The sequence below is a fragment of the Arthrobacter sp. AIWTK1 genome (assembly GCF_056680535.1).
The window spans coordinates 2632926-2652077 of the sequence record NZ_CM155287.1 but is presented as its reverse complement, the minus strand read 5'-3'; the positions used below and the strand labels follow the sequence as shown (position 1 = coordinate 2652077).

General features: G+C 65.5%; 19 protein-coding genes and 2 tRNA genes. 15 read left to right on the top strand and 6 right to left on the bottom strand.

Annotated elements, in window-relative coordinates:
• Positions 1–33: 33 nt before the first annotated feature.
• Together AC1MDG_RS12160 and ettA are read left to right on the top strand one after the other, a co-directional pair.
• Positions 34–600, top strand: coding sequence for a DUF6993 domain-containing protein (locus AC1MDG_RS12160; protein WP_479804080.1), 567 nt, complete (start codon positions 34–36; stop codon positions 598–600).
• Positions 601–674: 74 nt separating this feature from the next.
• On the top strand, positions 675–2357 hold the full coding sequence (gene ettA / locus AC1MDG_RS12155; RefSeq protein ID WP_043482107.1) for an energy-dependent translational throttle protein EttA: 1683 nt from the start codon (positions 675–677) through the stop codon (positions 2355–2357).
• 118 nt (positions 2358–2475) lie between these two features.
• Here ettA and AC1MDG_RS12150 read toward each other — a convergent pair whose 3' ends face one another.
• Positions 2476–3456, bottom strand: a complete 981-nt coding sequence (locus AC1MDG_RS12150; RefSeq protein ID WP_479804078.1) for an acyl-CoA thioesterase — start codon at positions 3454–3456, stop codon at positions 2476–2478.
• A gap of 63 nt (positions 3457–3519) precedes the next feature.
• On the opposite strand from AC1MDG_RS12150, the gene AC1MDG_RS12145 reads away from it, so the two are divergent.
• Together AC1MDG_RS12145 and AC1MDG_RS12140 are read left to right on the top strand one after the other, a co-directional pair.
• Positions 3520–4179: a DUF8185 domain-containing protein gene (locus AC1MDG_RS12145; protein WP_479804076.1), complete on the top strand. Its 660-nt coding sequence runs from the start codon at positions 3520–3522 to the stop codon at positions 4177–4179.
• A gap of 41 nt (positions 4180–4220) precedes the next feature.
• Entirely contained in the window at positions 4221–4928 is a 708-nt protein-coding gene (locus AC1MDG_RS12140; RefSeq protein WP_479804074.1) for a Pr6Pr family membrane protein, read from the top strand.
• A 40-nt stretch (positions 4929–4968) separates the two neighbouring features.
• On the opposite strand, the gene AC1MDG_RS12135 is transcribed toward AC1MDG_RS12140, so the two are convergent.
• Both AC1MDG_RS12135 and AC1MDG_RS12130 read right to left on the bottom strand, forming a co-directional pair.
• The gene (locus tag AC1MDG_RS12135) at positions 4969–5424 is read right to left on the bottom strand and encodes a globin (RefSeq protein WP_479804072.1); all 456 of its coding nucleotides are present in this window, start codon (positions 5422–5424) and stop codon (positions 4969–4971) included.
• Positions 5425–5426: 2 nt separating this feature from the next.
• Positions 5427–6092, bottom strand: coding sequence for a mechanosensitive ion channel family protein (locus AC1MDG_RS12130; protein WP_043482099.1), 666 nt, complete (start codon positions 6090–6092; stop codon positions 5427–5429).
• A 108-nt stretch (positions 6093–6200) separates the two neighbouring features.
• Here AC1MDG_RS12130 and AC1MDG_RS12125 point away from each other — a divergent pair, with 108 nt between their 5' ends.
• Positions 6201–7253 (top strand): NAD-dependent epimerase/dehydratase family protein, encoded by a 1053-nt coding sequence (locus AC1MDG_RS12125; RefSeq protein ID WP_479804071.1) that lies wholly within the window; start codon positions 6201–6203, stop codon positions 7251–7253.
• On the opposite strand, the gene AC1MDG_RS12120 is transcribed toward AC1MDG_RS12125, so the two are convergent.
• A complete protein-coding gene (locus AC1MDG_RS12120; protein WP_479804069.1) occupies positions 7189–7668 on the bottom strand; it encodes an OsmC family protein in 480 nt (159 codons plus the stop codon). The genes AC1MDG_RS12125 and AC1MDG_RS12120 overlap by 65 nt on opposite strands.
• Positions 7669–7675: 7 nt before the next feature.
• Positions 7676–10228 carry an aminopeptidase N gene (gene pepN, locus AC1MDG_RS12115; RefSeq protein WP_479804067.1) on the bottom strand — a complete coding sequence of 851 codons (2553 nt, stop codon included), beginning with the start codon at positions 10226–10228 and terminating at the stop codon, positions 7676–7678.
• Between the two features lie 145 nt (positions 10229–10373).
• On the opposite strand from pepN, the gene AC1MDG_RS12110 reads away from it, so the two are divergent.
• From AC1MDG_RS12110 to AC1MDG_RS12100, 3 genes are all read left to right on the top strand, one after another.
• Positions 10374–11375, top strand: a complete 1002-nt coding sequence (locus AC1MDG_RS12110; RefSeq protein WP_479804066.1) for a hypothetical protein — start codon at positions 10374–10376, stop codon at positions 11373–11375.
• A gap of 139 nt (positions 11376–11514) precedes the next feature.
• Positions 11515–12009 carry a ribose-5-phosphate isomerase gene (locus AC1MDG_RS12105; RefSeq protein ID WP_479804065.1) on the top strand — a complete coding sequence of 165 codons (495 nt, stop codon included), beginning with the start codon at positions 11515–11517 and terminating at the stop codon, positions 12007–12009.
• Entirely contained in the window at positions 12009–12920 is a 912-nt protein-coding gene (locus AC1MDG_RS12100) for an Fpg/Nei family DNA glycosylase (protein WP_479804064.1), read from the top strand. Before AC1MDG_RS12105 ends, AC1MDG_RS12100 begins: the two co-directional genes overlap by 1 nt.
• Positions 12921–12979: 59 nt before the next feature.
• Here the strand turns inward: AC1MDG_RS12100 and AC1MDG_RS12095 are convergent.
• A tRNA-Gly gene (locus AC1MDG_RS12095) sits at positions 12980–13053 on the bottom strand.
• A 156-nt stretch (positions 13054–13209) separates the two neighbouring features.
• Here AC1MDG_RS12095 and AC1MDG_RS12090 point away from each other — a divergent pair.
• The 7 genes from AC1MDG_RS12090 (at position 13210) to AC1MDG_RS12060 (ending at position 19124) form a co-directional block, all read left to right on the top strand.
• A tRNA-Pro gene (locus AC1MDG_RS12090) sits at positions 13210–13284 on the top strand.
• A gap of 66 nt (positions 13285–13350) precedes the next feature.
• Positions 13351–14769, top strand: a complete 1419-nt coding sequence (gene tig, locus AC1MDG_RS12085; protein WP_479804063.1) for a trigger factor — start codon at positions 13351–13353, stop codon at positions 14767–14769.
• Between the two features lie 255 nt (positions 14770–15024).
• Positions 15025–15636, top strand: coding sequence for an ATP-dependent Clp protease proteolytic subunit (locus AC1MDG_RS12080; RefSeq protein ID WP_043482084.1), 612 nt, complete (start codon positions 15025–15027; stop codon positions 15634–15636).
• A gap of 36 nt (positions 15637–15672) precedes the next feature.
• Positions 15673–16332, top strand: a complete 660-nt coding sequence (locus tag AC1MDG_RS12075; protein ID WP_043482275.1) for an ATP-dependent Clp protease proteolytic subunit — start codon at positions 15673–15675, stop codon at positions 16330–16332.
• A 197-nt stretch (positions 16333–16529) separates the two neighbouring features.
• The gene (clpX, locus tag AC1MDG_RS12070; protein ID WP_043482082.1) at positions 16530–17819 is read left to right on the top strand and encodes an ATP-dependent Clp protease ATP-binding subunit ClpX; all 1290 of its coding nucleotides are present in this window, start codon (positions 16530–16532) and stop codon (positions 17817–17819) included.
• A 67-nt stretch (positions 17820–17886) separates the two neighbouring features.
• On the top strand, positions 17887–18501 hold the full coding sequence (locus AC1MDG_RS12065; protein WP_479804062.1) for a mycothiol-dependent nitroreductase Rv2466c family protein: 615 nt from the start codon (positions 17887–17889) through the stop codon (positions 18499–18501).
• Positions 18502–18830: 329 nt separating this feature from the next.
• Positions 18831–19124 carry a putative quinol monooxygenase gene (locus tag AC1MDG_RS12060; RefSeq protein WP_479804061.1) on the top strand — a complete coding sequence of 98 codons (294 nt, stop codon included), beginning with the start codon at positions 18831–18833 and terminating at the stop codon, positions 19122–19124.
• Positions 19125–19152 lie beyond the last annotated feature (28 nt).

Sequence of the window (19152 nt, the reverse complement as noted above, 5' to 3'; positions counted from 1 at the left end):
TCCCCCTGCGGTGCCGCATGGCAGAATGGCAAGGTGATCCGAGCAAAGACCCCCCAGCCACCGTCCGGCCGCCAGTCCGGAACGCCACGGTCCGGAACCGCGCGGCGCCTGCGCGGCGCGCCCGTTCTACTCTTCGCGGCGTCCATGCTTGCGGCGGGGGTCGCCGGCTGCAGTGGCGCGGGTAAGGGTTCATCGGCGTCGCCCTCGCAGGCTGCCGCCACTGTGCCAGGAGCCCAGGTTGCGCAGCCGGCAGCGTCAGCAGCTGCCGGGCCCGGGGCATCTCCCGCCGCCGTGCAGCCGGTACTCGACGCTGCCACCGCCCGGCTCAGTGAAACCGTGGGCAATGCGCTCCGGGGAGTCGCCGCGGCCAACCCCAAGCCGGGGCAGGACCAGGTGACTGCGGCCCTCACCGGCGCCGGCATACCCGCCGGTTCGTTGCAGGTCTCGGCCAGCAGCACGCCCACCGGCCTGGAGGTCGACGCCATCGAGGCAGCTGCCCTGCACGGTAAGGATTGCGTGATCGGCCAGATCCGTGACGGCGGAGTGGTAGTTACTGTCCTGCCCGTGCTGGCGTCCGGAAAGTGCTTTGTGGGCGGTTGAGCCTGAACGCAACCGTCCTGCCAATGGCAGCCACGAATGTGAGTTAACCCCGCCGACCCACTAGATTTGGAACCATGGCGGAATTTATCTACACAATGACCAAGGCCCGAAAGGCCGTTGGCGAAAAACTTATTCTCGACGACGTAAGCATGTCCTTCTTCCCGGGGGCCAAGATTGGTGTTGTTGGCCCGAACGGTGCCGGTAAGTCCACCATTCTCAAGATCATGGCTGGCCTGGACACCCCCTCCAACGGTGAGGCGCGGCTGAGCCCGGGCTACACGGTGGGGATCCTGCTCCAGGAGCCGCCGCTAAATGAGGAGAAGACGGTCCTGGGCAACGTCCAGGAAGGCGTAGGCGAGATCTACGGGAAGATCCAGCGCTTCAACGAGATCTCCGAGGAAATGGCCAACCCCGACGCGGACTACGACACGCTTCTGGAAGAAATGGGCCAGCTCCAGGAAGCCATCGACGCCGCCGACGCCTGGGACCTCGACTCCCAGCTCGAGCAGGCCATGGATGCCCTCCGCTGCCCGCCGGCGGATGCCGATGTCACTCTCCTCTCCGGTGGTGAGCGCCGCCGCGTGGCGCTGTGCAAGCTCCTGTTGCAGAAGCCGGACCTCCTGCTGCTCGACGAGCCCACCAACCACCTCGACGCCGAAAGCGTCCTCTGGCTGGAACAGCACCTCTCCAGCTACGCCGGCGCCGTCCTCGCCGTGACCCACGACCGGTACTTCCTCGACCACGTGGCCGAGTGGATCGCGGAAGTGGACCGCGGCCACCTCTACCCGTACGAAGGCAACTACTCCACCTATTTGGAGAAGAAGCGCGCCCGCCTGGAAATCCAGGGCAAGAAGGACGCCAAGCAGGCGAAGCGCCTCACCGAGGAACTCGAGTGGGTACGCTCCAACGCCAAGGGCCGCCAGACCAAGTCCAAGGCCCGCCTGGCCCGCTACGAGGAAATGGCAGCGGAAGCGGACCGTACCAGGAAGCTCGACTTCGAAGAGATCCAGATTCCGCCGGGACCCCGCCTGGGCGGCCTGGTGCTCGAAGCCAAGAACCTGCAGAAGGGGTTCGAGGACAGGACGCTCATCGACGGCCTCTCCTTCACGCTTCCCCGCAACGGCATCGTCGGGGTCATCGGCCCCAACGGCGTCGGCAAGACCACCTTGTTCAAGACCATCGTGGGTCTGGAACCGCTCGACGGCGGCGACCTGAAGATCGGTGACTCGGTCAAGATCTCCTACGCGGACCAGAGCCGCGGCGGCATTGACCCGAACAAGTCGCTGTGGGAGGTTGTCTCGGACGGCCTCGACTACATCCAGGTGGGCCACGTTGAAATGCCGTCACGGGCCTACGTAGCAGCGTTCGGCTTCAAGGGCCCGGACCAGCAGAAGAAGGCAGGCGTCCTCTCCGGTGGTGAGCGCAACCGCCTGAACCTGGCCCTGACCCTCAAGCAGGGCGGCAACTTGCTCCTCCTTGACGAACCGACCAACGACCTCGACGTCGAAACGCTCAGCAGCCTGGAAAACGCCCTGCTGGAATTCCCCGGCTGCGCCGTCGTGGTGTCGCACGACCGCTGGTTCCTGGACCGCGTGGCGACCCACATCCTGGCCTACGAAGGTGACGAGGAAAACCCGTCGAAGTGGTACTGGTTCGAGGGCAACTTCGAGTCGTACGAGGAAAACAAGGTGGAGCGCCTGGGCCCCGACGCAGCCAAGCCGCACCGCGTCACGCACCGTCGCCTGACCCGCGACTAGGTACCGCACGCACGGCTAAGGCACGCAAAAGGCCGGTTCCCGAAGGAACCGGCCTTTTGCGTGCGCATGCCGGGGCCAGGATCGGGGTCGCTGCCCGCGGCAGCCCGGAAACTGCCGCTTAGTCCTTCCCGGCCTTGCGCATCTGGTGCTGCAGGACCTTCGTCTGGAAGGCGCCCACCACCTTGTTCTTGAGGTCGGTCGGCACCCGCACCATTCCCTCCTGGGCCACCGTCGCGACGTGCTGCCCGTCGCGGCTGAAGATCTTGCCGGTGGCCAGTCCGCGCGCGCCCTGGGCGCTCGGGGATTCCTGCACGTAGAGCAGCCACTCATCGACGCGCACCGGCCGGTGCCACCACATGGCGTGGTCGAGGCTTGCCACGCTCATGCCGGGCGTAATCCAGCTGAGTCCGTGTCTGCGCAGGATGGATTCCAGCAGCGTGTAGTCACTGGCGTAGGCGAGGGCTGCGCGGTGCGTATTGGCGTCGTCCGGCATGGGCCCGAAGGTTTTCATCCAGACGGCGTTGCGGGCTTCCCTTTCACCGTTGGCGGAAACGTACAGCGCCGGGTCCACATGCCGGATGTCGAAAGGACGCTCGTACGCCCAGTGCCGTGCCACGGGGTGGTCGAACTTGCCCAGCAGGTCCGCCGTGCTTGGCAGCGACCCGGGGTCGGGGATGCCCTCGGGCATGGGGGATTGGTGGTCGATTCCCTCGTCTTCCTCCTGGAAGGAAGCGATCATGGACAGGATCGGCATACCGTCCTGGTAGGCGTGGACCCGCCGGGCCGAGAATGACCGGCCGTCCCGCAACCGCTGCACACCGAAGGTGATGGGCTTGTTGGCGTCCCCCGGGCGCAGGAAATATCCGTGCATGGAATGCACGCTGCGCGCGGGATCAACTGTCCGGTTTGCGGCGATCAGCGACTGCGCCAGGACCTGGCCGCCGAACACGCGCTGCCGCGGCTGGCGCTGGGAAGGGCCCATGAAGATGTCTTCATCGGTCCGGGCACCCTCAAGCTCGCCAAGGTCAAGGAGTTCAATGAGCGAGGAGGTGGGGTCCTGTGCGGGCGGTCCCGGCAGTCCGGCATCGGCTTCAGTCATGGTTCGACTTTAGACGTCACTCCGGCACCGTCCCAAAGAGGCGCAGCCGGTAGAGTCGATATTGTGTCTGACGTCCTAACCCAGCCCCTGCAGTTCACCGATCCCCGCGACCTGGCAGATCTGCGCACCTTTGCCACCCGCGCCAAGTCGATCGACGACGGCGCCATCCGCCTCCAGGCCTCCGGTCCGGTGCTTGCCGCCTGGGTGTGCGTGTTGCGTCCCCGGCTGCTGGGCGAGGCGACGCCCACGATCCTCGGGCTGCGGACCATGGCCCTGGCGCAGCCGGCGGACACCGACGTCACCGTCCCGATCTCGGCGGTGCTGGACCGGCTGGCGCGGGCGGGGGAGGACGACGTCGAGCTGCCGTTGCCGCCGGTGACAGTCACCGAGTCGTGGGCCGGCGTCGGTGCGCCGCGCACCGGCTGGGAATCCGTCGCTACGCTGCAGGACGCCACCCTGCGCCAGGCCGCCGAGGCGGGCATCACCGAAATCGCCGCCATTATCCCGGACAAGCCCGGCGCCCTGATCGTCAACAACGCCCGTGCCTCGGTCTGGGGCCGGGAACTGCCGGGTGCCGCCGGGCTCCCGCTGGGTGCCGCCTTCGCGGCCCTGACGCTCGGTTTCCTGGCCGACGGCGAACAGCAGCTCTTCCGGGCGGGGCGCTGGTTCCGGCTCAGCGGGCAACGCGGACACGTCCTGGCCCGCACCGGTTCAGGGCTTTAAGACCCTCGTGAGGGTCTGAACGGGCCTGCCATACTGGGCGCATGAGCGTCATGTCGGTGTTGGATCCCCCGGTCGAGCGGCACCTTGGCTTTAACGATGCGCTGCATCCGGACCGCATGTGGATCCGCACGCTCCGTTTCGCAGTAGGCGTCTTTGTGCTGCTCGCCCTTGTCCGGAAGACCTATGACGCGACCCTACCCGGCAATGACGTGGACGTCGCCCAGCTCTACTCGGAATTCACGGTCCAGTCGAACCTTGTCCTCGGACTCGTGCTCGTTGCATCAGCCGCCCTGCCGCGGACCCGGCTGCCGGAATGGTGGAACCGCCTGTTCGGCCCGCTGGCTTTGTACCTGGTGATGACGGGCCTCATCTATGTGATCCTCGTGGCCCCGCCCGGCGAGCCGTGGTGGAGCCTGGACATGTACTGGCCCCAGCTCGTGCACCATCGTTTGGCTCCGCTGTTCGCCGCGCTTGACTGGCTCCTCGTGACGAGGACCGTGCGCGGCACGTGGGCGCGGCCGTTCGTGTGGCTCGGATATCCGGCCGCTTTCCTTGTTTTCTCGTGGGTGCGCGGAGCCATCGACGGCTGGTACGTCTACGATTTCCTTGATCCGACGCTCGACGGCGGCTGGCCGGCCGCGCTGGCGACGACGGCGCAGGTGCTCGTCGCCTTCCTCATCGTGGCGGTCCTCCTGCACCTCGCCGGCAATGCGCGCGCAGCGCTGGCAGTACGGCACGGGCGGCGCTGACCGCCGGCCTGCGCCGCACCGGGGATCGCGGGATCGTCGCTCAGGCGTCCGAGGGGCTGTTCACCATGGACAGCGCAGCCCGCTCCATGTAATCCCACAGCGTGCCTTCGTAGAGCGGAGGCAGTTCCAGCGCGTCCACTGCTGTGCGCATGTGGTGCAGCCACCTGTCCTTGGCTTCGGGTGTGACCCTGAACGGCATGTGGCGCATGCGCAGACGCGGGTGTCCGCGTTCTTCGCCATAGGTGGTGGGGCCTCCCCAGTACTGCTCGAGGAACATCAGGAAGCGCCTCTTGGCCGGGGCCAGGTCCTCTTCCGGATACATCGGCCGGAGCAGCGGATCGGCGGCCACGCCGTCGTAGAACACGTCGATGAGCTTCACGAAGGTCTCGTGGCCGCCCACGGCGTCGTAGAAGTTGTCCGTGTACCCGGGCTGGGTGAAGGGATCGTTCTGCATCAGCATCTTCGGTTGGCGCTGTTCAGGGGTTGGCGTGCTCATGGTTACTCTCCGGCCTTCTGCTGGGGTGCGGTATCAGGGTCGGGCACGTCGGCGGAGTCGTCCGCGGGGGCCACGTAGTTGCCCTGGGAGCGGTTACCCACCCGCAGGATCTCGCCGTTGCGCAGGTACCAGATGGCGCCGTCGTCGGAGCGGACGCGGGTGATGCGCAGGCCCATGGATTCCACCGTGCCCACCACTTCGCTGGTCTCGATGATATCGCCGATGCCGTACTGGTCCTCGATGGTAATGAAGATTCCGGCCAGGAAGTCGCGGATGAGCTGCTGGGCGCCGAAGCCGATGGCCACACCCAGGATGCCCACGCTCGTGAGCAGCGGGGCGATGTCCACGTCGAGGTTCTTGAGGACGTACATGATGGTGATCACGGCGATGAGGACACCCGCCACGCTGTTCAGGAGCGAACCGATGGTCCTGGCCCGCTGGACCCGGCGCTCGTGGTCCAGGGCGCGCAGGGCCGGGGCGACCCAGCGGAAGTGCGGCTTCTTGAAGAACGTGGTTCCGGCGGCCACGCTTTTGGTGATCCCGGCAATCACAAACGAAGCAACGAGCCAGATTGTGACGCCCACTCCGATGCTGATCACGATCCCGGCGGCGTTGATTCCGGAGATGTCCGGTGTGGCGGGCGGGGTGATCGACAACATGCTGTACATCGGCAGGGATGCTCCTTACTGCTTATCGGCTTTCGCCGGAGCTGCCGGGCGTTCGCCGGGCGCATAACACTCTGTTCACCGTCAACACTAGCGCCGTAGCGTGGCCGCATGCGCATCCTGATTCTTGGCGGCACTGCCTTCCTGTCAGCCGAAATCGCCCGCCAGGCAGCCGCCGCCGGCCATGACGTGACCTGCCTTGCCCGTGGCTCTACGGCTACTCCGCCGGAAGGAACGGCCTGGCTGCGGGCGGACCGCGCCACCGGACGGCAGGCTTATCAAGAGGCGGCAGGGGAATGGGACGCCGTCATTGATGTCACCCGTGATCCGGGACAGGCCCGGGACGCCCTCGAGGCCCTGGCGCCCATGGCAGCGCACTGGACTGTGGTGTCCAGCTGCTCCGTCTACGCCGACCATTCGGTGCCCCATGCGGACGAGGGCGCCGCTTTGTTACCGCCGCTCATGCCGGGCACCGTCCTCGCAGCGGAGAACTATGGTGAGGCGAAGTCGGCGATCGAGCACTACGCCACCGACGTCACCGGCGGGACGGCCCACCTCTGCCGGGCGGGGCTGATCGGCGGCCCCGGCGACACGTCGGACCGTTACGGCTACTGGCCGGCACGGTTTGCCCGTGGCGCAGGCCCCGTCCTCGTTCCGGACATCGGCTCCCGTGCGACGCAGGTCATCGACGTCCGCGACCTCGCCTCGTGGGTCCTGACGGCCGCCGGACTGAAGATTGCCGGCGCCCTGAACGCGGTGGGAAGCGTCGTGCAGTTTGGAGACTACGTGGACGAATCACGGCTGCAGGGAAAGTACTCGGGCCGGACGTACACCGTCCCGGAAGAGTGGCTGGTTGCCCGGGGGATTGGCTACTGGGCAGGACCGGATTCCCTGCCGCTCTGGCTCCCGCCGGGACATGACGGTTTTGCCACCCGCTCCAACGATGCCGCCGTGGCGGCCGGCCTCAGCATGCGGCCATGGCAGGAGACCCTGCAGGACACGCTCGCCGACGAACGCCGCCGCGGACTGGACCGGGAACGGAAAGCCGGGCTGAGCCCGGAAACAGAGAGACGGCTCGTGGACGAGTTCCAGGCCGCGGTCAGCGGTCCTGCCCCTGCACGGAGGGCTCGTGCAGGACGGGAAAGTTCACGCTCCGGGCAATAAAACACGCCTTGTTTGCCTCCTCGTGCAGCCGCCCCATGAGCCCGGGTTCCACATCCCCGGCTACGGTCACCATGGGCCTGAGGGTGGCGGATTCAAACTGGCCGCTGCCGTCCCGGTTGGTCCGCATCAGCCCTTCGGCACGGTCCTCGTAGGAGGTCACCACCACGCCGTGCTTCACCGCCATGTGCAGGAACGAAAGCATGTGGCACTGCGACAGCGCGGTCAGCAGCAGCTGCTCGGGGTTGTAACGGGTTCTGTCCCCATGGAACGTGGGATCCGCGGACCCCTTGAGGACCGGAAGCCCGGGGAGTTCGATGTCGTGTTCACGGGAGTACCCGCGGTACGTCGACGTTCCCTCACCCCGGTTTCCGGTCCACCGCACGGTCACGGCGTAGCGGTGCTCGTCAAGGCTCATGCCGGTGCTACCCGACGTCGGCCTGGCGGGCCCGCAGCGCACGGGCCACGCCGTCGCGGTTTTCCAGCATCATGCGCCGCAGGGCGGCGCTGTCGTCGGGAAGCGAAGCCAGGAACTCGTCCGTCCGGTCCACCGTGGCCTGGGTGGTCTGCTGTGCCGGATAAAGCCCGACGACGATCTGCTGGGCGAGCGCGTGGGTGCGGTTGGCAACGATGCCGGGCACGGCGTCGAAATACTTCTCCGTGTAGGGCGCCAGCAGCGCCGGGTCCAGGACCCGGGTAAACCCTGCCACCGCGGAGGCCTGGAGGGCGTTGGACAGCTCGCCCTTCACCACGATGGACTCCCAGGCCGCAGCCTTGGCCTCGGCCGTGGGGATGGCTGCCTTGGCCAGCGCGGCCGCGTTCTGGCCATTGGCGGTGTTGTCCCGCCCGAGTTCGGCGTCGATCCGGTCCTGGCCGGCCCGGCCGCCGGCCACCAGCGAAGCGAGCAGCTCCCACCGCAGGTCCTGGTCGACCGTGAGGCCGTCCAGGGATGCCGAGCCGTCCAGCAGCGCGGACACGGTATCCAGCTGGCTGTCACTGCGGGCCAGCAGGGCGTAGGACTTCACGAACTGCAGCTGCGCGTCCGATCCCGCCGGAACGGCCCTGGCAAGGTCCCAGAGGGTGTCCGCGGCGGCCTCCGAGGTTTTCTCCCGGTGCTCTTCGGCAACGTAGTAGCTGAGCGTCGTGGCCAGCTGGCGGAGCTGGACCAGGATCACTGAAGAATCCGATTCGGACGCGATGTTGGCGAGGATCAGCTCCACGTAGCCCCGGGCGGGTGTTTCGCCGTCGCGCGCGGCGTCCCAGGCGGAACCCCAGACGAGCGTCCGCGGCAGGCTCTCACGGAAGTCCTTCAGGTGGGCCGTGGCGGTAGCCAGCGACTTCGGATCCAGCCGGACTTTCGCATAGGCGAGGTCGTCGTCGTTGAGCAGGACCAGGTCCGGCCGCTGCAGGCCGGCGAGGGCAGGCACCTCGGTTCGTTCGCCGTCGACATCCAGTTCCTCGCGGTGCACCCGGACAAGCTGCCCGTCGGTGACATTGTAGAAGCCGACCGCCAGCCGGTGCGGCCGGATGGTGGGCTGCTCGGCCACTGCGGACTGAACGATCGCGAAGGAAGTGATGACTCCGGCGGAGTCCACGGCAAGGTCGGGAGTGAGCGTGTTCACGCCGGCGGTTTCCAGCCACAGCCGGCCCCACTCGTCCAGGTCACGGCCACTGGCTTTTTCCAGCTCCACCATGAGGTCGCTGAGCTCGGTGTTCTGCCAGGCGTGCTTGCTGAAGTACTCGCGGACCCCGGCCATGAACTGCTCCGGGCCCACCCAGGCCACCAGCTGCCGCAGCACCGAGGCGCCCTTGGCGTACGTGATGCCGTCGAAGTTCACCTCAACGTCCTGCAGGTCGTTGATCTCGGCGAAAATGGGGTGCGTGGTGGGCAGCTGGTCCTGGCGGTAGGCCCAGGACTTCTCCACCGAGGCGAACGTGGTCCAGGCATGGTCAAACTCGGTGTTCTCCACTGCGGCCAGGTGGGACATGTACTCGGCGAACGATTCGTTGAGCCACAGGTCGTTCCACCAGCGCATGGTCACGAGATCCCCGAACCACATGTGCGCGAGCTCGTGAAGCACGGTGATGGCGCGGCGTTCAACCTGCGCGCCCGTGACCTTGCCCCGGAACACATAGCCTTCCAGGATCGTGACGGCTCCCGCGTTCTCCATCGCGCCGGCATTAAACTCGGGGACGAAGAGCTGGTCGTACTTCTCGAACGGGTAGGGGCAGCCAAACTGCGCTTCGAAGAACTCGAACCCCTGGCGGGTGAGGTCGAAAATGTTGTCCGCGTCCAGGTACTGCATCAGCGACTTGCGTGCGAAAACGCCTAGCGGAACGACGCGCCCGTCGGCGCACTTCACCTCGCTGCGCACCGACTGGTACGGACCGGCGACGAGTGCCGTGACGTAGGAGGACAGCCTGGGGGTGGCGGCGAATTCCCAGACGGAGCGGGCGCTGCCGTCCTCGCCGGGAATGGTTTCGATGGGAACAGGCGTGGGGGAGTTGGACACCAGGTCCCAGTGCGACGGCGCTGTGACGGTGAACGTAAAGCTCGCCTTCAGGTCGGGCTGCTCGAACGCTGCGAACATGCGGCGCGAATCCGGAACCTCGAACTGCGTGTACAGGTAGACCTCGTTGTCCACCGGATCCACGAAGCGGTGGAGCCCTTCGCCGGTGTTCATGTACGGCGCATCGGCAACCACCAGCAGATCGTTTTCCGCGGCCAGGTACGGCAGCTGGATGCGGACACCGTCGGACACTTCAGCGGGGTCCAGTTCTTCGCCGTTCAGCATCACGCTGTGGACCTTGTGGGTCACCGCGTCGATGAAGGTGGAGGACCCCGGCCGCGCGCTGAACTTGACGGCGGTGGTGGATCCGAAGACCTTGTCGCCCCGGGTCAGGTCCAGGCTGACGTCGTAGGACTCAACGGAGATGAGGTCGGCGCGCTCACGGGCTTCGGCGCGCGTCAGGTTCATGCCTGGCAAAGTGGGGCCTCCAGAAAAGGTTGCGGTTGCCGGCCGCCAACGGTCATTGCCGGCACTGTGAAGTTATTCTTTCACTTCGTGCGGCGATGGCAAGTTAGGTGGATCACAAGGCACCGGCGCGGAGTAGCGTTGGGGTATGGGAAAGTTCCGGGATTCGGTGGACATCAGGGCGCTACGCTTCGCGGTGGGGTTCCCTGCACTGCTGGCCCTGGCATTTGTTGTCTGCGCGTTCCTGCTCCGGACGGACGTGCCGGACCCCATGGCGGTGCAGTGGTCCGACGCCGGACCGGCCGGATTTGCGCCGTTCTCGGCCTTCGTGACCTTCGGCGGCCTGATCATCGCGGTGGTGGGCTGGCTGGTCCTGGGGCAGGCAGTCCCGTTGAGCCGGCCCGCCGTCATGCGGCGTCTCATGATGGGCATCGGACTAAGCCTCAGCCTCTTTGTCACCACCGTGCTGGCGGCCGTCCTGGTGGGCCAGGCGGGAATCGCCGATGTCCGCGAAGCGCGGGTTGATCTCACCGTGCTGGCACTCGGGAGCGGGGCGGCCCTTCCGCTCGGCGTCGTCATGGGCTTCGTGTTCAAGGCCGACGAGCGGTGGTCAGTGGACGATGAGCGCGCGTTGCAGGAGGCGCTGGCCCTCGAAACGGACCCGGAGCTGGCGGCGGATTCAGTGCGGCTGTGGGTCCATGCGCGCAGCTCGGTGTTCGTGATGCTGGGCGTCGCATCGCTCTTCCCTGCAGCCCTCCTCTCCATCGCCGTTCCGTGGCTGGGTGCCCTCCTGGTGGCGCTGGCGGTACTTGCAGCCGCCTTCCTCTTTGCCCGGGTCATCGTTGACCGGAGCGGATTGCGGGTCTTCGCCGCGGGATTCGTCCGCGTGATGGAAGTGCCGGCGTCGGCGATTTCGTCGGCCACGCCCGCGGTTGTCCGCGCAGCGGACTACGGCGGCTGGGGCTACCGGCACCACGGCGGCACCACGGCCATGCTGGTCAGCAGCGGTCCCGCCGTCGTCGTCAACCGCGCCGACGGCAAGAAGCTGGCTGTCAGCGGCGGCAGCGCAGACTCCGCCGAAAGAGTGGCCGCCGTCCTGTCACGCGTGGCCGCCCGGGCACGGGGCGAGAAGGGCCCGCCGCAGCCCTGAGGGTCGTCCCTGGTTTCGCCGCCGGACGTCCGCAGAGTGTTCATGGCAGGCAGCCGGCACCTCCGGGCTAGTACCCTTGGATCCGACCCCCGAAGCAGCCCGGAAGCCTACCGGCGCTTATGACTGAACGGATTTTGCCGTGACCACATCCTCCGATTTCCCGCGCGTCCACATCGCCACCGACCACGCCGGCATGGAGCTCAGCGCCCACCTGGTAGCCCACCTCACGGCCAAAGGCTACACCGTGGTGGACCACGGGCCCGAGGTCTACGACGCGCTGGACGACTACCCGTCCTTCTGCATCAACGCTGCGCTCGCCGTCGTGGCGGACCAGGCTGCCGGAATCCACGCCCTGGGCATTGTGCTCGGCGGCTCGGGGAACGGCGAGCAGATCGCTGCCAACAAGGTCAAGGGTGTCCGCGCGGCACTGGCATGGAACCTGTCCACCGCAACCCTTGCCCGCGAACACAATGACGCCAACGTCGTTGCGGTCGGCGGCCGCCAGCACAGCGTGGACGAGGCGACTGAAATCATCGAAGCCTTCCTGCAGGAACCGTTCAGCAACGATGAACGCCATGTCCGCCGCATCGGCAAGATCTCGGCCTACGAGAACACCGGCGAGGTCATCGCCTAGTGCCCGAGGGGCATTCGGTCCACCGGCTGGCGCGCCAGTTCGCGGACGTCTTCTCCGGCCAGCGCCTCGCGGTCTCCAGCCCGCAGGGCCGGTTCGCCGACGGCGCGGCGCTGCTGGACGCCCGCACCATGGTCGGCACAGTGGCGCACGGCAAGCACCTGTTCCTGCACTTCGACCACGGACTGGTCCTGCACGTGCACCTCGGCCTCTACGGCGCCTGGGACTTCGGCGGTGACACCACGTTCCGGGGTGCGTCAAGCATCGGTGCGCCCCGGAAGGTGGGGGAGCGGGAGTTGTTCGACGACGGCGTGAACATCGACGACGGCGTCCCAGGCTACACGGGGCCGCCGGCGCCCGTCGGCGCCGTCCGTGTCCGGCTTGCCGGAGCCCACGGCTGGGCCGACCTCAGGGGCGCCACCACGTGCCAGGCCATCACCGAAGCGGAGGCTGACGCTGTCCTGGTCCGGCTGGGGCCCGACCCGCTGCGGAATCTTTCCGGGGACAAGGACCATTTCATTGCCGGGGTGCGCGCACGGAAAACGCCCCTCGCGGCACTGTTGATGGACCAGAAGGTGATTGCCGGCGTCGGGAACGTCTACCGCGCCGAACTGCTCTTCCGCCAGGGCCTGGATCCCTGGCTGCCCGGACGCTCCCTGGACGCGGAAGCGGCGGCAGGTCTGTGGGAGGATACCGTCGCCATGATGTCCGACGGCGTCCGGGACGGCAGGATCATCACCACGCCTCCCGGCTATTGGACCGAGCCCGCCGCTGGACTTCCGGCGCCGGAGGAGTCCCATTTCGTCTACCGGCGGCACGGCCTCGACTGCCGCGTATGTGGTTCCCCGGTCGCCCTGACGGACCTTGCCGCGCGCAAGCTCTACTGGTGCCCCGTGTGCCAGCAGGCATCCTGAGGCGAAGTCGCCGGAACAACAGGAAAGCCCCTCCGGAGAGGGGCTTTCCTGTTGTGTCCTGGAGGGGACGACGGGAATCGAACCCGCGTAATCAGTTTGGAAGACTGAGGCTTTACCATTAAGCTACGTCCCCGTGGAAACGCATCAAGCCGTTCTGCTGATCCGCAGGGCTGTTGGCGCATTTCTTCCGGTCGGCTGCTCGAGCCGGATATAACTAAACCTAATTCAGGGCCCCAGTGTCAAATGTGCATATCCGGCCGATATGACCGTAGACTGTTCTGTGCACTTACGGGGTGTAGCTCAGCTTGGCTAGAGCGCCTGCTTTGGGAGCAGGAAGTCGCAGGTTCAAATCCTGTCACCCCGACTCTGCAGCTTGTCAGATCATTGCGTTTGCAGAACCCCATCCCACAAAACCAGGAGTACTTAGACTGTGAAGAGCGCTGTCGAGAACCTCACCCCCACGCGGGTCAAGCTCAATGTTGAGGTCCCCTTTGAGGAATTGAAGCCCAGCATCGATGAGGCATACAAGACTGTTGCTTCGCAGATCCAGGTCCCTGGCTTCCGCAAGGGCAAGGTCCCCGCAAAGCTGATCGACCAGCGCGTCGGCCGCGGCTACGTGCTGGAGACCGCCATCAACGAAGGCCTCAACGGCTGGTACCAGGAGGCTGTCCAGGAAACCGGCATCCGCCCCCTGAGCCGTCCCGAGGTTGAAATCACCGAGGTCCCGGACCCCACCGCGACCGACGGTGAACTCAAGTTCCACGCCGAGGTTGACATCCGCCCCGAGATCGAACTGCCCGACTACTCGGGCATCAAGGTCGAGGTCGCCGCTGCCGAGTCTTCCGAAGCAGACGTTGACAAGGCGCTCGACGAACTCCGCGGCCGTTTCGGCACGCTGAAGTCCGTGGACCGTCCGGCCGCCGACGGCGACTTCCTGACGATCGACATCACCGCCTCGATCGACGGCGCCGAAGTTGATTCCGCTTCCGGTCTGTCCTACCAGGTTGGCGCCGGCACCATGCTTGAAGGCCTGGACGAGGCAGTCACCGGCCTCAGCGCCGACGAAGACGCCATCTTCGACACCACCCTCGTTGGCGGCGACCACGCCGGCGAAGCTGCCCAGGTCAAGGTAGTCGTCAAGTCCGTCAAGGAGCGCGAGCTTCCCGAGGCCGACGACGACTTCGCCCAGCTGGCATCCGAGTTCGACACGCTGGCTGAACTGCGCGAGGACCTCGCCAAGCAGGCGGCCGAATCCAAGGTTGTCGAGCAGGGCGTTGAGGCACGCGACAAGGTCCTGGACAAGCTCGTCGAGCTCGTTGAGGTTCCCGTCCCCGCTTCGGTCGTCGAAGAGCAGCTTGAGCAGCACTTCAAGGCCGAGAACTCCCACGGCGACGGCGAGCACGACACCGAAGAGCACCGCGCCGAGGTCAAGGCCAACACCGAGCGGGCCTTCCAGAACGAGATCATCCTGGACGCCATCGCTGACAAGGAAGAAGTCGGAGTCAGCCAGAACGAGCTGATCGACTACATCGTGACCACCGCCAGCCAGTACGGCATGGACCCGAACCAGTTCGCCCAGATCATCGATCAGTCCGGCCAGGTTCCCATGATGGTTTCCGAGGTACGGCGCCGCAAGGCACTGGCCGTAGTACTGGGCCAGGCCGAGGTCACGGACTCTGAAGGCAACAAGGTTGACCTGAGCGACTTCGTCCGCCCCGGCGGCGAAGAAGCAGCTGCCGCTGAAGCTGAAGCTGAAGCTGCTCCCGCCGTCGACAGCGACGCCGTTGAAGGCGAAGCTGCCACCGACGAAGCTGCGCCGAGCGACGATCCGGCAGCAGTGAAGTTCTAACACGCATTCCATGGAAGCCCCCGGATCCCAGATCCGGGGGCTTCCTCCGTTCAACCCCGGAATGGCGGCTGTGCCGTGCTGTGAGGCGCCGTTGCGCCAATCGTGCGCCGTCAGCGAACAGCGCGATGCCTGAGAACAAAACGGCCCCTAAACCGGTTAGTGTCCAAGTAGTGATTTTCAGTGACGTCGTCCCGTGACGTCACCGTCGCCAGCGAGAGGTAAGTACATATGTCACAGCAAGCAGGGGCCCCCCGGATGGCTACTGTCGATCCGGCAGCCCAGGACAACTACATCTACAACCGCCTGCTGAAAGAGCGAATCATCTGGCTCGGCTCCGAGGTCCGCGATGAAAACGCCAACGCGATCTGCTCGCAGTTGCTGCTGCTGTCCGCGGAGAACCCCGATAAGGACATCTACCTTTACATCAACTCGCCGGGCGGCTCCGTGACGGCAGGCATGGCCATCTACGACACCATGCAGTTCATCCCGAACGACGTCGTCACCGTCGCCACCGGCCTCGCTGCTTCGATGGGGCAGTTCCTGCTGTCTTCGGGCACCAAGGGCAAGCGCTACGCCACGCCAAACGCGCGCATCCTGATGCACCAGCCGTCCGGCGGTATTGGCGGCACGGCTTCGGACATCAAGATCCAGGCCGAGCTCATCCTCCACATGAAGAAGGTCATGGCGGAACTCACCGCCGAACAGACCGGCCAGACCGTGGAGACCATCCTCAAGGACAACGACCGCGACAAGTGGTTTACGGCGACGGAAGCCCTCGAGTACGGCTTCTTCGACAAGATCGCCGCGCATGCGGGATCCGTGGCCGGCGGCGGCGGAACGCAAAACGCCAGCGGCTCGGAAAAGTAACCGGCGTAGACAGAAATGATTCCAGGAGAAATGAACATGAACTACAATTTCGGATCGTCTGCCGGGAACCTGCCCACCAGCCGCTACGTGCTGCCGCAGTTCGAGGAGCGCACCCCCTACGGCTTCAAGCGCCAGGACCCGTACACCAAGCTGTTCGAGGATCGCATCATCTTCCTCGGCGTGCAGGTGGACGACGCGTCGGCTGACGACGTCATGGCGCAGTTGCTGGTGCTTGAGTCCACGGACCCGGACCGCGACATCACGCTGTACATCAACTCCCCGGGCGGTTCCTTCACCGCCATGACGGCCATCTACGACACCATGCAGTACATCCGTCCCGAGATCCAGACGGTGTGCCTGGGCCAGGCTGCAAGCGCCGCGGCCGTCCTGCTGGCGGCGGGAACACCGGGCAAGCGCCTGGCACTGCCCAACGCGCGCGTGCTGATCCACCAGCCGGCGCTCTCCGGCGGCCAGGGGGGCCAGGCCTCGGACCTTGAGATCCAGGCCGCGGAAGTCATGCGCATGCGTTCATGGCTCGAAGATACGCTGGCCAAGCACTCGGGCCGGACCTCCGAGCAGGTCAACAACGACATCGAACGCGACAAGATCCTGACCGCCGCCGAGGCGCAGTCCTACGGCCTCATCGACCAGGTCCTTGATTCCCGCAAGATCAAGCCGCAGGCGATCACCAGGTAAGTAGCACGACACGCGGAGCCGGTGCGGTTCATGGAAAATGGACCGCACCGGCTTTCGTTTTCAACGCGTAAGGTTCCACCTCTCAGGCCGAATGTGACCTAGAGTGGAACATGTCACGGCCGGACCTTCCGGACCCACCGTGATTCCAGCAACCGGTGCAGTGCTGCGGTAGCAGCAGGATACTAAGGGGTTCACATATGGCTCGGATTGGCGAGAGCACGGATCTGCTGAAGTGCTCTTTCTGCGGAAAGAGCCAGAAGCAGGTGCGCAAGCTCATTGCCGGGCCCGGCGTCTACATCTGCGACGAGTGCATTGAGCTCTGCAACGAGATCATTGAAGAGGAGCTCGCGGAAGTAGCGGACCTCGGCAGCTTCGAACTGCCCAAGCCGCGCGAAATCTTCGATTTCCTGCAGGAATACGTCATCGGCCAGGAACCGGCCAAGCGCTCCCTCGCCGTAGCGGTGTACAACCACTACAAGCGGATCCAGGCCGGCCACGCCCCGAAGAGCGGCAGCCTCGCCGAAGGCGTCCACCACGACGACGTCGAGATCGCGAAGTCGAACATCCTCCTGATCGGCCCCACCGGTTGCGGCAAGACCTACCTCGCGCAGACCCTTGCCCGGCGCCTGAACGTACCGTTCGCCGTCGCAGACGCCACGGCACTGACGGAGGCCGGCTACGTTGGCGAGGACGTGGAGAACATCCTCCTGAAGCTCATCCAGGCCGCCGACTATGACGTCAAGAAGGCCGAACAGGGCATCATTTACATCGACGAGATCGACAAGATTTCCCGGAAGAGCGAAAACCCGTCCATCACCCGGGACGTTTCCGGCGAGGGCGTGCAGCAGGCGCTCCTGAAAATCCTGGAAGGAACGGTGGCCTCCGTTCCCCCGCAGGGCGGCCGGAAACACCCGCACCAGGAATTCATCCAGATCGACACCACCAACGTGCTGTTCATCGTTGCGGGAGCCTTCGCCGGACTCGAGGACATCATCGGCTCCCGTTCCGGCCGCAAGGGCATCGGTTTCGGTGCCCCGCTGAACGAAGTCAAGAACAACTCCGACTCCTACGGCGAGGTCATGCCGGAGGACCTGCTGAAGTTCGGTCTCATTCCGGAATTCATCGGCCGTCTTCCCGTCATCACCACGGTCTCCAACCTGGATCGACCGGCCCTGATCCAGATTCTGTCCACGCCGAAGAACGCGCTCGTGAAGCAGTACCAGAAGATGTTCCAGCTGGATGGCGTGGAACTGCTTTTTGACGACGAAGCGCTGGACATGATCGCCGACCAGGCCCTGGAGCGGGGCACCGGTGCCCGCGGGCTCCGCGCCATCATGGAGGAAGTACTCCTCCCCGTCATGTTCGATCTCCCGAGCCGGGACGACATCGCCAGCGTCGTCATCACTGCCGACGTGGTGGCCAAGAAGGCCCCGCCCACCATGATCGCCCACGATGTGGTGGCGAAGCGGCGGAATAAATCTGCTTAGTTCGTTGCTCTTGGTAGGTGTGCGCCCGGACAGCGCCATGCCCTGATGACTTTACGAGGAGACTTCCGTGCCTGAGACCACCACGAGCAAAGCCGACTTCTGGTTCGATCCCCTGTGCCCCTTCGCCTGGATCACCTCCCGGTGGGTGGGCGAGGTGGAGGAAGTCCGCGATATCCAGACGGAATGGCATGTCATGAGCCTTGCCGTCCTGAATGAGGGCCGTGAGCTGGACCCCGGATACCGTGAGGCAATGGACAAGGCCTGGGGCCCTGTCCGCGTCATCATTGCCGCCCGTGAGCAGCACGGTGACCAGGTCATCAAGCCTTTGTACGACGCCATGGGCAGCCTCATCCACGATGGCGGCGAGAAGGACTTCGGCATAGTGATCAGCAAAGCCCTGGCGGAGTGCGGACTACCGGCATCCCTGGCGGCCGAGGCCTCCTCGGAGGCCTTCGACGAGCAGCTCCGCGCCAGCCACGAAGAGGGCATCTCCCTGGTTGGACAGGATGTGGGAACGCCGGTGGTGGCCTTCAACGGCACGGCATTTTTCGGCCCGGTGCTGACGCGTATTCCCCGCGGCGAGGAAGCCGGCCGCCTGTGGGACGCCGCAGTCACCCTGGCTGCGTACCCCCACTTCTTCGAAATCAAGCGCAGCCGTACGGAGCAGCCGGAATTCAACTGACGGGTTCTTCCTGGGGCCATTCCGCGGGCGGCGGGAATTACTGCCGTGTAGTTCTTCCCGGACCCTTGCGCATCCCCCTGGGTGGGACAACAATAGTTCTTACCCACTTCGAAAGAAGCGGGACACGGAAACCAAAGATTCAGTGACACGCATCTGACGCAGCCTTCGGCAAAGTCAGAAGCTGGCTACCAGTGACGAGGTAGGAAGACCTGGACTTCCGAGGATTCCGCCAGATTGTCACAGACGTCACGAGACAATCGAAAAAGTCGAAGCCCCACCAACGGCAAAACGCTGATGGGGCTTCCCCTTTGCCCAAAAACAGGAGCATCATGTCCATCACAGCCCACCTTGACCTGAACCTCAAAGCAGACTCGCTGGATGCGGCGCCGGCCATGCTCCGGGAAATCCTTGCCGTCACCCGGGCCTTTGACGGCTGCCTCGGCGTGGATGTGCTGACCGACAGCAGGGATCCTGCGCACGTCCTGGTGGTGGAGCGCTGGGCGTCCGTGGAGCACGACGAGGCATACCGCGCCTGGCGTGCCGGCGACGGTGCCAGCCCGCTCGGGACCATTCTGTCCGGGCCGCCCCTCCTGACGCGCTTCGAGACCGCATTCGAGATGTGAGCAGTCGCGTGGAAACGCAAACGGAGGT